Consider the following 14786-nt stretch of genomic DNA (forward strand, 5'->3'; position numbering starts at 1 on the left):
CCGCCCCGCGGGCACGTCCTACTGTGGGGGGAAGACGATCACGGGGAGGCCCCGACGTGGATGCGAGCGGCGCGGGCGGCTTCGCGGAGCGGCCGCTCGGGTACGTCTTCCGGCCCCATCGGCGGGGCGAGGCTGACCACGAGGCGATGGCCGCGGTGCGGCTGGGGTGCGCGGGGACCGGATGGACCCCGGGTCGGTCGTGGCGGGGTTACCCACGGCGGCCGAGTTCGCGCAGTTCTGCCGGACGCTCGACGACCCCGCCGAGGACCAGCTCCTGGTGGAGCGGGACGGCCGCGTCGTCGGTCACGCGTCGGTCAGGTGGCTCGGCCATGCTCGGCTGGGCCGGGACCGCGTCCGCCGGCTCGTCCGCCGGCACGGCACCGCCCGGTCGGCCGTGTTCGGTGCCAACGCCATGGAAGGTGAGCAGGCTGACCGTGCACACACCCGAGTGAAGGGCGACCTGGCCGCGGAGAACCCGGCCGCTGCGTCAGTGACCTTTCGGGCCTGAGACGCCCAACAGGTGGGTTGCCCGTTCCGTGCGCAGGTGGAGTGCCGTGCGGCCCTTGCGTTGTGTCAGCACCAGGCCCGCCCCGCGCAGCGCGCCCAGGTGTTGCGAGACCGCGCTCGGGGTGATGCCCAGCCGGGTGGACAGGGCCGCTGTCGTCAGGGGTTCGGCCAAGGCGGCGAGGATATGCGTTCTGGTGTGGCCGAGCACCGGGGCCAGGCCGGTCAGCTCCGGCGGGGGCGGCTCCCAGAGCAGGCCGACGCCCGTCGCCGGATAGCGGATCGACGCGGCGGTGACCGGGGACTTGTCCACACCCACGTTCGGCCAGTTGAAGACGCTGGGCAGCAGGACCAGGCCATGCCCGCCGGCGTCCACCGTGTAGACGGAGTGCGGGGTGCGCCGGCCGTGCACCACCAGCTGGCCGCCGTCCCAGGCGATATCCCGGTGCAACTCGGCGAACAGCGCCTGCACCCCGCCGTCCACCAGGGTCAGCGCACGTCGGCCGACGTCGGCCTCCAGCACCGCGCACATCCGGCCCCAGTGCGGAGCGATCAGCAGCTCGTAGCAGCGATGCAGCGCCTCCGCCAGCCGCGGCAGGACCGCCACCGGCTCGGGGACCTCCTCGACCGGCATGCCCAGGACCGCGCCGTACTCCTGCCGGAAGAAGTCCCCTTCCGTGGCGAGCAGCAGGTCCAGCTCCGCCGCCATTGACGGCAGCCGCGTCCTGGGCACCGGGAACAGGAACGACGGCAGCGGCCCGGCGATCAGCGCTCGCAGCAGCGGCAGCTCGCGCTCGCCCGCCGGCAACGGGCGCGCCTGGCGCACCCACGGCTGGTGGACCGCATGCCCGCCCGTGCCCAGCAGGATCCGCAGCGCCAGCACCGTCTCGCCCAGCGGTGAGACGGCGAACCGCACCTTCGCAACCGACGCCGCGGTGAACCTGATCTCGACCGCCATCCGCCCTCATCATGTAGCTGTGGCTAAACGATAGCCGAGGAGCGCCGCTTTCCCGCAGGCTGGCGGGCATGCCATTCTTCACCGCTTACGACGGCACCCGGCTCGCCTACCACGCATTCGGCGATGGTCTCCCTGTGGTCTGTCTGCCCGGCGGGCCGATGCAGGCTTCCGCCTACCTCGGCGACCTCGGAGGCCTGTCCGCGCACCGACAGTTGATCATGCTGGACCTGCGGGGCACCGGCCAGTCCGCCGTGCCGAAGGACACCGGCTCGTACCGCTGCGACCGTCTTGTCGATGACGTCGAAGCCCTGCGCGAGCACCTTGCACTCGACCGGATGGACCTTCTCGCCCATTCGGGGGGTACGAATCTGGCCATGCTGTATGCGGCCCGCCATCCGGAACGCGTCAGCAAGCTCGTGCTGATCGGTCCGAGCGCAATGGCCGTCGGCATCACGGTCACCGCGGACGTCCGGCGGGAGACCGCGCTGCTGCGCAAGGACGAGCCGTGGTTCCCGGCGGCGTTCGCGGCCCTGGAGGAGATCATGGCCGGCACCGGCGACGCCTTCGAGGCCATCGCGCCGTTCTGGTACGGCCGTTGGGACGAGACGGCCCGCGCCCACAAGGCCGCCGAGAACGGGCAGAAGAACAGCGAGGCCGCAGCCACCTTCGGCGCCGAAGGCGCCTTCGACTCCGACGCCACCCGCGCCGCGCTCATCCGCTTCACCTCGCCAGTGCTGCTGGTCGCCGGTGAGGTCGACCTGAACTCCCCTCCTCCCGCGATGGCCGAGCTCGCCAAGCTGTTTCCCAACGCCGAACTCATCGTCCAGGCCCGGGCCGGGCACTTTCCGTGGCTCGACGACGCCGACCGGTTCGTGGCCACCACCGCGGCGTTCCTTCGGTAAGCGATTCCGCTGAGGAGGTTCCGGGCTGCGGACGGTTGTGCGGTTCGGCCCGTCATATCGCGCCCGGTTACCCCGGCCGGCACGAGCCCGGGTCGCCGCGGTCCACGCGCCCGATGCGAAGCTCATCGGCCGAGAAGGAGTGACGCGGCCCCGCCGCCGCGGCGCTGCGTTTGGCCTTCAAGCCGCCCGCTTGAAGGCCGACAATCGCCGGCATCGCACCACTTGTTCTCCTGAACGGACGGATTCGCGTACCGGAAGACATCGAATCGCATGCCCCGCACTGGAGGGACACCGAGTTGTGACCAGCCCAACCCGCGACCTGCGCTGAGCACGCCTCGGCCGCGAACCGCCCCGGTCCGCCACCGAGCTGTCCACGCCGGCGATTCCTGAGGCGGTGATCGAGCCTTGACACCGGCCGGACTGGCCGTAATAGTACGGCTAACCCGATTTAGCGTCAGCGTAACCATGCCGGCCTCGAGGAGACGCGACCAAACAGGCGCCTGGCGAAGGCGGCCAGCACGTCCCAGTCGCCGAGGCGACACATCACCATGCCCGAACCCTCCCATCGACCCACGGGCCGGCGCCTACCCCGGGGCCGTGACTCACCCAGGCGCGACGACCCGCCGGCCGGAACCGAGACCCACTCGCAGTGGAGGGCACCCCCCATGACCATCCGCCGATTACTCATCACCATCACGGTGGCTGGACTCTTGGCAACGACGGCGACCCCGGCGTCAGCATCCGGCGGCCCAGCGGGCATACGAAGCGTCACGGCGATCACGAAGGTCTACACCTTCGGACAGAAGGTCGCCGCCGTGGCCGTCCGATACGACGATGTCGTCAACCCGAAGACGCTGGACCGCGGCACGTTCACGGTCTCGGACAGCATCTACAACTTCCGCTTCGATCCGCTTGAGGACCTGCCGAAACGCGCGGACCGCACGGTGACGCGGGTCTACACGAACGACGAGCCCGCGCTCGACCCGCACGGCCGATCGGACCGCGGCCGGTACGTCATCGTCGAGCTCGACCCGAGCGATCCCGGCGGCAACACGGTCATCAGATCCACCTGCTCCGGCGCCCTGTGCTCAGAGCGCATCAACCCGGACCTGCCCACCGAGGTCATCCAGCACGAAAACGTCTACGCCCGGTCAGGACGGGGCAAGCTGCTCGCGGCGGGCGGGTCCACTCGCCATCCGCTGACGACCAGGCCGGTCAACATCCTCGCTGACGAGTTCCAGTACAAGAGGTTCGAGCATCCGGGGATGACGGTGCCCTACGCCTTCCGCCTGCCCGAGCATTACCAGCCGTGGCGCACGTACCCCCTGGTGGTCGTCCTGCCCGGCTGGGGATCCGGTTACGACGGACAGAACGAGGGCGTACAGGTCGGAGTCGACGTCACCGCGGTCGCCTGGGCGCAACCGGCATGGACCGGCAGCCGCGAAGAGGTCATCATCCTGGCACCGCAAACCGAGCGCATCGGCACACCGGCCGAGGTGGACGCCCTGGTCGCCCTGCTCAGCTCCTTCACGAGCACCTACAACGTCGACCGCGAGCGCATCTACGCGTCCGGATTCTCGTGGGGCACCACCCTCGCCTACCGGACGATGGCTGAGCATCCCGGCCTGTTCGCGGCAGCACTGATCAACGCCGGCTTCACCGTCAGCGACGACCAGGCGGCCCGCATCGCTGCCACCCGCACGCCTGTCTGGATCACCCACGGCACCGGCGACCCGGTCCTGCCAGTGACCAACGGCCGCACTTCCGGCCAACGGCTGCGCGACGCCTACGTCGCCGCCGGAGTCGACCCCGCCGAGGTGGCCGGCCTGGTGCACTACACCGAGTTCCCGAACGAGGCGTACTCCCAGCCGGACTACCACGCGGTCGTCGGCCCGACCTACGAAACCCGGCCCATCCTCCACTGGCTACTTGGGCAATAGCATCCCGGCCGGTCCAGCGGGCGTGGTCGCGATTGGCTCCGACCGTCCCCTACACCGCGGTCATCATCACATGCCCTTGCTAAATCGAATTAGCGCCGTTGGACACGCGTACAGCCCACGGCCGGAAAGGAAGCACCGCATGCGTATAGGCAGATGGGCCGGAGTGGTGGCCTCGACTCTGGCATTGGCCGCCTCGAACCTGTTGCCCGCTGGGCCCGCCGAAGCGAACAGTGGCCAGAATGCCGGGATCCGCAGCATCACCCCGATCACCACGGTCTACACCTACGGGCAGAAAGTGTCTGCGGTAGCGGTCGAGTACGGCGAGAACGTCAACTCGAAGGAACTGGACACCTCCACCTTCTCGGTACAGGACACGCTCTACAACTTCCGCTTCAATCCCATCGAGGACCTGCCCAAGCTGACCGACCGCAAGGTCACCCGCACCTACACCAACGAGGCCGCCACCATCCGGGCCGATCACCGTTCGGTGCCGGGCCGGTACGTCATCGTCGAACTCGACCCCGAGCAGAACGCCGGCTGGACGGTGATCACCTCCAAGTGCCCGACCTTCCTCTGCACGGTGAAGGTGAACCCGGATCTGCCCACGCAGGTGGTCCAGCGCAAGAACGTCTACGGACAGCCCCGGCTCGGCATCGGCAGGGGCCCGCTGTTGGCCAAGGGGTCCCCGAACACCTCCAGAAAGGTCACCGAGAAGGCGGTCAACCTCCTGGTCGATGAGTTCCGCTACGGCTCGTACCTGTCCAACGGGATGGTGCTGCCCTACCACTATCACTTGCCGAAGAACTACGACCCGGCCAAGACGTACCCGCTGATGGTCGTGCTGCCCGGGCACGGCATGGGCTGGGACGGAGACAACCTGACGGTCCAACTGGCCGCAGACATTCCCGCCACGGCCTGGCTGCGGCAAAAATGGACCGGGACCACGCAGGACGTCATCGTGCTCGCCCCGCAACACCAGCGCGTGGGCGGCGCGGCCGAGGCCGACCTCCTGGTCAAGCTGCTCGACCAGTTCCTGAAGGACTTCGCCGTGGACAGGCGGCGGGTCTACGCCACCACCGTCTCCTACGGTTCCCAACTGTTGTGGAACGCCTTCGCCAAGCGTTCCGACCTGTTCGCCGGTGGGCTGGTGACCGGCGGCTTCGCGGTCAACGCCGAGCAGGCGGCGGCCATCGCCGCCGCGGAGATCCCCATCTGGGTCACCCACGGCGTACAGGACCACCTGCTGAACATCAACCTCGCCCGCACCACACGGACGCTGCTGCGGGACGCCTACATCGCACGAGGCAAGACCCCCGAGCAGATCGAGAACCTTGTGCACTACACCGAGTACGAGGACGCGGCGTTCTCGCTCCCGGACTACCACGCGGCCTACGGACCCACCTACGAGGACGCCTCCATCCTCACGTGGCTACTGAGCCAGTCCAAACCGCAAACCTGACCAGCCCGCGGCTCTCGCCGCCACCATGGCATCCGCCCGGCTCGCCGGCGCGGTGGCCCGGCACGTTGCTGCGGGCACCTCGCCGGCGGCCTACCTCACCACCTACCAGGCCAACACGGCGGCGTACTCCACGAATGCCGACATGCCACCGCATCTGTATGGGTCGCACCGCCCGCGCCGGCAACACCCCCCGTGTGCCATTTCGGGCTTGTAGATATGATCAATAGTGTCCCGATCGGGGTCACTTGTCGTTTCCGTTCATCCCCCGGGCCCGGATCAGAATCTCCCCCGCACATCACAAGAGCACGGTGCGAACCAGCCGAGGGGGCAGAGGATGACCGTAAACAGCAACATCTCGATCACCGGGCGCATCACCCTATTCACCGGCGTGGTGTCGGCATTGTTGTGCTCGCTGCTGGCCGTCGTCCTGATGGTCGCCATCCATCGCTACGCCACCAGCGCGCTCAGCTCGGAGATACGTGCGTCCGGCGGCCGTGTCGCCATCACCGTGGAAGACCTGGGCAGGGTGAGCGGCCCCCTTGCGGAGCACCCGGGCCGCAACATCCAGGTCGTCGACCACCGGGGGCGTGTCATTGATTCGACCCCGGCGCTGCGGGGCAAGCCGCCGATGGCGACGTTCATCCCGGACGGCCTGAACACCAGGGAAGGTGTGGTGTGCGGCGGCGTCTTCGGGCCTGGCCGGTGCGACATCGTGATCGCCCAGTCGGCCCACCGGCCGGAGGGGAACTGGACGGTCTATGCCTCCTCGCCGGTGATCCCCGTGTGGGTCGAGCCCTGGCTGGCTTCGCTGGTGATCGGCTCCGCGGTCGTGCTCGCGGTCGCCATCACGGGCCTCGGCAACCGGATCGTCACCGCGTCGCTACGTCCGGTGAGTGCCATCCGCGACGAGCTGGACGAGATCAACGCCAGCCGCCCCTCCCGCCGGGTGCCGACGCCGCCCAACCACGACGAGATCAGCGGCCTGGCCGACAGCATCAACCACACCCTGGCCCGCCTCGACACCGCGATGACCCAGCAGCGCCAGTTCGCCTCCGACGCCTCACACGACCTGAGAACTCCCATCGCCGCGATGCGCGCTGAAGTGGAGGACGCCCTCCTGGCGCCCGAGGCGACCACGCTGACCAGATTGTGCAACACCCTTCTGGGTAGTCTGAAACGGCTGGAGTCGATCGTCTTCGACCTGCTGACGCTCACCAAACTCGACGCGGGCGCGCCCACCACGCCCACCGCGTTCGACCTGGCCGAACTGGTGGACGAGGCGTGTCAGATGCACATCCATCTTGAGACGACCAAGCGTCTCCTATGCCACGTGGAGCCCGGTGTGCAGGTACGTGCTGACCGGCAGCACCTGGGCCGCCTGCTCACCAATCTTCTCGACAACGCCGACAGGCACGCGGAGAGCACGATCACGGTCAAGGTGCAGCATGAGGACGATGAGCGTTATCCCGGCGGCGTCGCGGTGCTGGAGGTGCTGGATGACGGGCCGGGCATCGATCCGGACAAGCGTGAGCTGGTGTTCCGGCGCTTCACCCGGCTGGACTCCGCCCGCAACAAGGACACCGGCGGCAGTGGGCTTGGCCTGCCGATCGCCCGGCAGATCGCCGAGGCGGCCGGAGGCACTCTGCGGATCGAGGACAGCGACCGGGGCGCCCGCTTCGTGCTCCGGCTCCCACGCGACTCCCAGGATGCCCCCGAATCCCCGCCCGCTGCCGGATGACCCGACAAAGCAGCAAGCTCGCAGTGTGCTGTTGTCGGCGTACTGACGGGTGTGCGCACCGCACTCGTCTCGGTCGCGATGGACGACTTCGCGCTACGCAAACGCGCCGGCTACGCCACGATCATCGTGGACCTGGAGGCGCGCCGTCGGTCGACGTACTGCACGGGCGGGAGGACGAGCCGGTGGCCGCGTGGCCGGCCGCTCACCCGCAGATCGAGATGGCATGCCGAAACCGAGCCCGCGCCTCCGCGGAGGCCGTCCGGATCGGCGCACCACGGGCGCTGGTGCCGACCGCTCCGCGTGAGCGGGTGACGCCGAGCCGGCGACAGGCCCGCGCGAACTCTCGCGAGCAGCACTGAGGCCCCGTTGTCGCGGTGAAACACCGCGCCGTCCAGGCGGCCGCCCCGGGTGTGCGCCGCAGCTTGGAGCGCGTCGATGACGAGAGCTCGGTGCGCATGTGGCCGGCGATGGACCAGCCCGCCAGCCGGCGCGAGTACAGATCCACGACCGTGGCCAGGTACAGGAACCGGCCGCCGCCGACGGGCAGGTAGGTGAGGTCACTGACGTAGCGGGTGTTCGGCCGCTCGGCGGTGAAGTCGCGCTGGATCAGGTCCGGCGCCGGGGCCGCGTCCGGCTCGCCGATGGTGGTGCGGACCTTCTGACACAAGCACAGCCCGGCGATGCCGTGCTCGCGCATCACCCGCTTGTGGTTGGCCTTCATCCCGGCCGCGCGCAGCTCGGCCGTCATCCGGGGGCGAGCCTAGGTGCCGTCACGCGCGGCGTGGATCCGTCGCATCCGCTCGGCCGGCTGCGCGTCGGCCTCGCGGCGGGCCAGCCGCGCTGCGGCGCCCTTGCGTCACCCCGTGTCTCTTCTCTGCCAGTTGACGCTCCTGGCATGATCGTTCTCATCGAGAATGGTGTCCGCCGGCTCCTCAACCCGGAACGGCTGAGTGGTCAGGGGCGAGGTGCCCGTCGGTCTCGGCGCTCTTCGAGTTCTTCCGCGCTGACCGGGATGAGCATCGGCTGCCCGACCACACCGAACATCGTGACGACGAATTCGGTTTCGGCGTCCGGGAGGTTGTTGGCGTCCTGGTAGTGGATGGGGTCGCCGCCCGGCTCCCAGAACGACTCTCCGGCCTTGACGACCCGTTCTGGTTCCCCTTCCAGCTCGAAGAGCAGCTCACCTCTGATCATGTACCCGAACACGGGACCGGAGTGGCGATGCGGCGGGTTGCCCTCACTACCCGGCGGCAGAATGACCCGGACCGTCATCGCCTCGGCGTTGTCGGGTATCGGCGGCGGCGAGGGCACCGACGAGATGAGATCGATCTTCGGCGGTGGCGTGGTCGCGTTGGGGTTCTCGAGGTGGTGCAGATGTTCGTTGCTCATGGGTTCCTACCTTCTCCGTGGTCCTTGTTGTTGCCGGCAAAGACAAGACGGTTTGGCGATATGGGCGGCTGAAGATGAGGTCGTCGTCTCGTCTCCCGGGTTGGAGATGAGGATGACCAGTAGTCTCGCCGGTTCCGTCCGGCTGATGTTCTCCGGGAGCACATGGCGGCTGCCCGGCGGCTCGACGAAGCCCTCTCCTTGGCGGTGCGCACTGAGCCGGCTGCGGATAGCGCCGTCGAGCACGTAGACGTAAAGGGAAGGCTTCGTCGTGGCGATGTGGCAACGCGCGTGCACCGGGCGGGAAGTCTGCGATCGCCGAGTGAATGTGTTGCCCTTGAGATTGGGAAGAGACTGCTCCGGCAGAGGCATCAGCGTCTCGGTCGGTGGCTGCGCAACCGTGGCGGCAACCGGCACCTTGTCAACACCACGCACCTTGCTGGTCGCCTGCTCTGCCGTGGGAGCGCATGCCGCCGTGGCCATGCCGACAGCCGGAATCCCGCTGGCGGAACGCACTCGCATCTTGACGACTCTCCTATCCTTCCGCACTTGCAGGCCGACGGGGCGCCCGCGATGCATCCCGGTTTCCGCCTCAAGTGCGCGCTGCTCGCCTCGCCGCAGCCCGAGGCGCAGCTCTCTCCGCGCGGCGTCGGTCAGGCGGAGCAGCGTTGATTGATACGCTGCCCACGCAGCTGGAGTACCTACCGGGGAGCGAAGTCAAGCCTCGGCAGGGCCCGGTAGCGGACGATCTCCGCGCACGCGGCAGCACCGTGAGGAGGTCAGTGCTCCTGCTCTTCCTGGGCGCGGCGCGAGTGGCATGGCAGGCAGAACGCGCGGCGCTGATCCGGGAGATACGGATCTTCGCCAGTTCGACCAGGAGCGGGTCGAGACCTGCCGCCGTGACGCTCTCCGCCTCCGACGGCATCGCGATGAGAAGTCCTGTGGGTGGTCGGTGCTGCTTGCCGGTGTTGATGCGTTACTGCTCAGCCGAGCCGCCGGCCAGGTCCGCGCGGCGGTGGTGACGGGTGTGCCGCCGGGCGTATCGGCTGGTCCTCAAGGCAGACCCCAGACCGGCGGCTCACCGTCCTCGTAGACGGCCGGACACAACACGAGAGGCCTAGCACCGCATTTCTGCTGGTGACGGTCCTCTTATGGCTCGTATGGCACGTGCAAAGGTTCGAGCTTGCGTAGGCAGGGTTGATCATGGGCTGACCAGCCCACAACCGCTTTCTCCTTGTTCATCGCCTTGGAGATCATCCCGTACATATCCCGCCGAAAGATCATCTGCCTTGGGCATGGAGTCACGGGTAGAGCCCATGGGCGAGATCAATTCCCGTCTGCCAGTTCGGGTGCGTAGTATTGAGGCAAGGGTTCCGGTCCGCTGTAGCGCCGACACGGACATCGATCCTCAGTCCACTCATAGGGCGTCCCAGACTTGCGCCAGGCGACCGGTCTTGTGACCACGGCATGGCACTCGCCCGTCTTGGCGTCGTGGAAGGCGACGTTGTGTTTGCACCCACAGCGAGGGCGTCTTCGATGGCCAGAGCGCATCAGCCGAGAGAGCCTGCCGACCGCGATGCCCGTGGCGAAGATGGCCGCCCCAGCCAGCAAGGAGAAGGGGTCCATCAGGCGCACCTGTCTAGGTTGGAATCCGGTGCTGCCATTCTGCGCTGTTTTCAAGCGATCTGAAAAGAAGCGACCCTGATCGCTCTACGGCCGATGGTCTGAGAGGGCGTTACGCGAGGTGATGCTGCTTCGTTGCTTGCGCTGGATGGTGCAGGCTGGTGAAGGAGCGCGCGGTGGGATCGGCGTGCTTTGTTCGGTGGCGGCGGGCGTCTTGTAACGATCACGCAATTCGGCTTCGTCGGGATGTGGATGACCTGCAGGTCCCGGAGCAACTGACATTCGTCATGTCTGGCGATTCTCCAAAGTCACCCGTAAGTGGTGTTAGCTGCCACTACAGGGCCATATGCCGTAGAAACCATGCTTGTTAATATGAAGCAGCGCATCGTGACATTCCTCCTCGGCGCGGCGGTCCTCGTCGGCTGCGGTGTTACCAGCAAGCCGGCCCATAATGAGTCGGCCCCCAAAGAGTCGACACCGTCGAAGCCCGCGGACACGATCGCGTGGACCGCGTGCAAGGACCTGATCGGCCTCGACGGCAGGCCCGCCACCCCCGCCCCCGGCGTGGAATGCGGCACCGTCAGGGTCCCGCTCGACCATGCCGACCCCGGCGGCGAGCAGATCGACCTCGCCCTGATCCGGATGAAGGCCACCGGCGAGCGCCGCGGCTCGCTCGTCTTCAACTTCGGCGGCCCCGGCGCGTCGGGGGTGGACACGATGGCCATGGCCGCCGCCGCGTTCCGCACCCTGGGCCGTGACTACGACCTGGTCAGCTTCGACCCTCGCGGGGTCGAGCGCAGCGCCGGCGTCAAGTGCGGCGGCCAGGTCGAGAAACTGCTCAAGGCCATGAACGACGCCGAGAACGGCGACCTGTCGGCCAAGGAGTTCGCCGCGGCGTGCGAGCAGGACTCCGGCAAGATCCTGCCGTACGTGGGCACTGTGCAGGCCGCCAAGGATCTCGACCTCATCCGGGCGGCCGTGGGGGACGAGAAGCTCAACTACTTCGGACTGTCCTACGGCACCCACCTCGGCGCCGTCTACGCCACCCACTTCCCCAAGAACGTCGGCCGCTTCGTCCTCGACGCCGCTCTCGACCCGACGGTCTCCTTGGAGGAGCGGGCGGTCACCCAGGCGACCGGCTTCGACCAGGCCTTCGAGGCGTTCGCCAAGGATTGCGTGGCGCAGAAGTGCGACCTCGGCGCTGCCCCGGCCACCGTGGAGCGAACCGTCGAGCAGGTGCTCGACGGGCTGAAGGACAAGCCGCTCAAGGTGGGGGACCGCGAGCTCACGTACGTGCTGGGCCAGCACGGCGTCATCGCCCCGCTGTACGCCAAGGCCACCTGGCCGGCGCTGGAGAAGGCCGCCGCGGCGGCCGTCAAGGGGGACGGCACCGCGCTGCTCGCCATGGCCGACGCCTACATGGGCCGGAAAGCGGACGGGACATACTCGACGATGCTGACCAGCCTGACCGCCATCAACTGCGCCGACACCGCTGAACGGCCCAGCGCCGCCGAGGCCGTCGCGATCAACGAGAAGGTCAGGAAGGTCTTCCCGATCCTGGCGACGGAGGGCACGGCCGTGTTCTGTGCTCACTGGCCGGTCAGGGGCGACAACGCGGCCAAGCGCATCGACGCCACGGGCTCGGCGCCTATCGTAGTGGTCGGCGGCAAGGGGGACCCCGCCACGCCCTACAAGTGGGCCACCACGTTGACGCGGCAGCTCAAGACGGGCGTCCTGGTCACCTACGAAGGCGAGGGGCATGGCGCCTACCTGAGCGGAAATGGGTGCGTGATGAGCACGGTGGAGTCGTACGTGCTGGACGGCAAGGTGCCGTCCCCGAACACCACCTGCGCGGCCTGACCCTCCCCGCGAATGCCCCGACCGCACCACCGGCCGGGGCATTTCCGGCTGCCAGGACAGGCCGACCTCCGCCGGCAGGAGCGGCACCCACTCGGGATCCCGGAGCAGGGCGACCGAGCTGACGCCGTACGCCCGCGCCGAGCACCAGACCGCCAAGCTCGGCGGCACCACAGCCTCGGACCTGGAGCACGCGCGCCGCTGCTGGAGGGCGGTACGCGAGTCGATGCCCCTCCCGACAGCACGCCGGCGCCCCCGCTGACGATCTCTCGGCGCTGCCTCACAGAATCGCTCGCTGATCAGGGCGGACGATCCTCGAATGCTCTTCCCCGTCAGACGGCCGTGGCCGTGTCGAGTTCCTCCTGCCTGGAGGGGATCAGATTCGTCGCGGTGAGCTGGAAGGTGTCCCCGTCCGCGGGGAAGTGGATGTTCGGCCGGGTGGAGGAGGTGACGTCGTCGTCGCGGTGGGTGGCCAGGAGGGGCAGGTCGGGGTGGCGGTCGGCGAGGGCTTCGACGTCTTCCAGCCCCATGTGGCCGGCTTTGCTCTGGTGGAAGCTGGTGTCCAGGACCAGGGCGGAGCTGTGGCCGGCTAGTTCGTCCACCGCGGGGCAGTGCACGGTGTCGCCGGTGTAGCCGAGCCGGGTGCCGTCCTCGTCGGTGATCAGATAGCCCTGGGAGGGCACGGTGTGCTGCGTGTGCAGGGCGCGGATGGTGTAGCCGTAGCCGGACCAGTCGCCGCCTTCCTCGCCGAACTCGACGAAGCGCGGCCGGGTGCTTTCCTTCATGTGCGGCCAGCTGCCGGGATAGGCCAGCTCGAACAGCTGCTCCACGCGCTGGGCGAAGCCGGTCGGCCCGATGAGGACGAGTTCGCTGTCGCGCTTGCGCAGCAGGCCTTGTTCGAGGAACAGGAAGACGATGTCGAAGAAGTGGTCGGCGTGGTAGTGGGTGATGAGGCAGATGTCGATGCCGGTCGGGTCGAGGCCGTGGCGATGCATGGCCTTCATGGCCCCGTTGGGGGCGTCGATCAGAATCGTGTCGTCGATGAGGGCTGAGGCGCTCATCTGCTTGCTGAGGATCGATCCGGTTCCGATGAGGTGAAGCTGCACGTGGGCTCCCTCGGGTTGGGGTCGGGCGGCGTGCCGGAAGGTGGACGACGGTGACGGGCCACCTCTGTGATGGGTCCAGCACGCCCATCACTTCGCTACCCTCTGTAACTGATCGTCACTCATTCGGATGTCCGCAGCTCGCAATGGGTCGGCCATCGCCGGTGCCCCTCCGCCATGGACATGCCGCTGGCCGGGCTACCCGCGCGCCCCTCACCGGACGGTACTTCACTCGTTGATCACCGCCGAACCGATCGGAGGAACCATGCCCGACATCACCTTCGACCACGCCGCCACCGGCTACAGCCTGGCCCACGTCCGCTGCCTGGCGTACGCGGCCGACCTGGCCTACAAGGACGAAGAGCGTCGCGGTGACGGGCTCGCGTGGTGGGGGAGCTGATCCCAGGCTCTCGTCCGGCGGTGCCGCGGCCTTCCTCATGGCATCAACCGCTGTCACGAGTCCTTTTCTCTGGTGCGTCGAACCGGCTCACCGTGGAGCGCCACTGCTCAGGAACGCGCCTTTGCCAGGGCTTTCTCGAGCTCCTTCTTGCTCATGCGTGATCGCCCGGGAATGTCGGCCTTGCGCGCCCGCTCGTACAGCTCCGTCTTGGTGGGTTCGCCTTCGGCGGAGGTCGCGCGGGCCTTGCTGGGGACGGTGAGCGCGCGCAGCTCCTGCTGGCGGCGTTGCTGGAACATCTTGCCCAGGTCGCGCAGCTCCCGTTCGTCTGTCATGCGGGCGAGCAGGGGCAGAAGGGCGCTCTCCTCCTCCTGTACGTGGTGGCTCACCGAAAGAGCCAGCAGGGCGTGGGCATTGGTGAACTCCGCGCTGCCCGGCTGGGCCCGTTTCAGCGCGTCCAGCAGCACCTCGGCCTCCTTGTGCTCCTCCAGGCCGTGGTGGGCGTCGAGACGGGGGTAGATCACGTCTTCCTCGGCGCGGGCGTGGGCGGTGAGCAGGGCGTGCAGGGCAGCTACGATGGCCCGCCGATCGCCCTTGCCGCCGGTCAGCTTGGCGAAGAGCTCCTCCACCTTGCGGTGGTCGGCCTTGATGAGGCTGATGACGTCGTCTGCCATGGCCGTTCGCTACCCCGCTCAAGCAGCACCAAGCGCCGTCTTCAGGGCAGGACGACGATCTCGAAACAGGTCATCGGAGGGGTGCACCGGCCATGGCCCGGAGTTTCATCCCCTGAAGTCCGAATGTCCCGGCTGTCGAACCCTGATTCGTCCATGCGGAGCCCTCTCTGGTCGCGTGCAGGCCCCGAGGCAGGCGGGTTTTCGTGCATGCCGTGGTCCTTCGCTCGAGCCGAGGTCGCACCGAC

General features: G+C 68.2%; 14 protein-coding genes. 8 read left to right on the forward strand and 6 right to left on the reverse strand.

All coding sequences use genetic code 11. From position 1 onward, the window contains the following. Nucleotides 1-181: 181 nt before the first annotated feature. Nucleotides 182-508 carry a hypothetical protein gene (locus ACTWPW_RS33725; protein WP_443170978.1) on the forward strand — a complete coding sequence of 109 codons (327 nt, stop codon included), beginning with the start codon at nt 182-184 and terminating at the stop codon, nt 506-508. On the opposite strand, the gene ACTWPW_RS33730 is transcribed toward ACTWPW_RS33725, so the two are convergent. Next, the gene (locus tag ACTWPW_RS33730) at nt 488-1462 is read right to left on the reverse strand and encodes a DUF5937 family protein (protein WP_443170979.1); all 975 of its coding nucleotides are present in this window, start codon (nt 1460-1462) and stop codon (nt 488-490) included. The two genes, ACTWPW_RS33725 and ACTWPW_RS33730, sit on opposite strands and share 21 nt — an antisense overlap. Nucleotides 1463-1530: 68 nt before the next feature. Between ACTWPW_RS33730 and ACTWPW_RS33735 the strand changes: the two genes are divergently transcribed. From ACTWPW_RS33735 to ACTWPW_RS33750, 4 genes are all read left to right on the forward strand, one after another. Then, the gene (locus ACTWPW_RS33735; RefSeq protein ID WP_443170980.1) at nt 1531-2364 is read left to right on the forward strand and encodes an alpha/beta fold hydrolase; all 834 of its coding nucleotides are present in this window, start codon (nt 1531-1533) and stop codon (nt 2362-2364) included. Between the two features lie 665 nt (nt 2365-3029). Next, the gene (locus ACTWPW_RS33740) at nt 3030-4304 is read left to right on the forward strand and encodes a prolyl oligopeptidase family serine peptidase (protein ID WP_443170981.1); all 1275 of its coding nucleotides are present in this window, start codon (nt 3030-3032) and stop codon (nt 4302-4304) included. Nucleotides 4305-4443: 139 nt separating this feature from the next. Then, entirely contained in the window at nt 4444-5763 is a 1320-nt protein-coding gene (locus tag ACTWPW_RS33745; RefSeq protein WP_443170982.1) for a hypothetical protein, read from the forward strand. A 334-nt stretch (nt 5764-6097) separates the two neighbouring features. Continuing rightward, the gene (locus ACTWPW_RS33750; protein ID WP_443170983.1) at nt 6098-7501 is read left to right on the forward strand and encodes a sensor histidine kinase; all 1404 of its coding nucleotides are present in this window, start codon (nt 6098-6100) and stop codon (nt 7499-7501) included. Nucleotides 7502-7703: 202 nt separating this feature from the next. Here ACTWPW_RS33750 and ACTWPW_RS33755 read toward each other — a convergent pair whose 3' ends face one another. The 3 genes from ACTWPW_RS33755 to ACTWPW_RS33765 form a co-directional block, all read right to left on the reverse strand. Beyond that, complete coding sequence (locus ACTWPW_RS33755; RefSeq protein WP_375119090.1) at nt 7704-8249, reverse strand: DDE-type integrase/transposase/recombinase; 546 nt, start codon at nt 8247-8249, stop codon at nt 7704-7706. Nucleotides 8250-8455: 206 nt separating this feature from the next. Continuing rightward, a complete protein-coding gene (locus ACTWPW_RS33760) occupies nt 8456-8890 on the reverse strand; it encodes a cupin domain-containing protein (RefSeq protein WP_375119091.1) in 435 nt (144 codons plus the stop codon). A gap of 6 nt (nt 8891-8896) precedes the next feature. Next, a complete protein-coding gene (locus tag ACTWPW_RS33765; RefSeq protein WP_443170984.1) occupies nt 8897-9409 on the reverse strand; it encodes a hypothetical protein in 513 nt (170 codons plus the stop codon). Between the two features lie 27 nt (nt 9410-9436). On the opposite strand from ACTWPW_RS33765, the gene ACTWPW_RS33770 reads away from it, so the two are divergent. Then, nucleotides 9437-9559 carry a hypothetical protein gene (locus ACTWPW_RS33770; RefSeq protein ID WP_375119092.1) on the forward strand — a complete coding sequence of 41 codons (123 nt, stop codon included), beginning with the start codon at nt 9437-9439 and terminating at the stop codon, nt 9557-9559. 1323 nt (nt 9560-10882) lie between these two features. Beyond that, nucleotides 10883-12370: an alpha/beta hydrolase gene (locus tag ACTWPW_RS33775; RefSeq protein ID WP_443170985.1), complete on the forward strand. Its 1488-nt coding sequence runs from the start codon at nt 10883-10885 to the stop codon at nt 12368-12370. Nucleotides 12371-12699: 329 nt separating this feature from the next. Here ACTWPW_RS33775 and ACTWPW_RS33780 read toward each other — a convergent pair whose 3' ends face one another. Then, complete coding sequence (locus tag ACTWPW_RS33780) at nt 12700-13473, reverse strand: MBL fold metallo-hydrolase (RefSeq protein WP_443170986.1); 774 nt, start codon at nt 13471-13473, stop codon at nt 12700-12702. A 262-nt stretch (nt 13474-13735) separates the two neighbouring features. Between ACTWPW_RS33780 and ACTWPW_RS33785 the strand changes: the two genes are divergently transcribed. Next, a complete protein-coding gene (locus ACTWPW_RS33785) occupies nt 13736-13870 on the forward strand; it encodes a hypothetical protein (protein WP_443170987.1) in 135 nt (44 codons plus the stop codon). Between the two features lie 107 nt (nt 13871-13977). Here ACTWPW_RS33785 and ACTWPW_RS33790 read toward each other — a convergent pair whose 3' ends face one another. Beyond that, nucleotides 13978-14541: a hemerythrin domain-containing protein gene (locus ACTWPW_RS33790; protein ID WP_443170988.1), complete on the reverse strand. Its 564-nt coding sequence runs from the start codon at nt 14539-14541 to the stop codon at nt 13978-13980. Nucleotides 14542-14786 lie beyond the last annotated feature (245 nt).

The organism is Nonomuraea sp. KM90 (genome assembly GCF_052246675.1).
Classification (GTDB): domain Bacteria; phylum Actinomycetota; class Actinomycetes; order Streptosporangiales; family Streptosporangiaceae; genus Nonomuraea.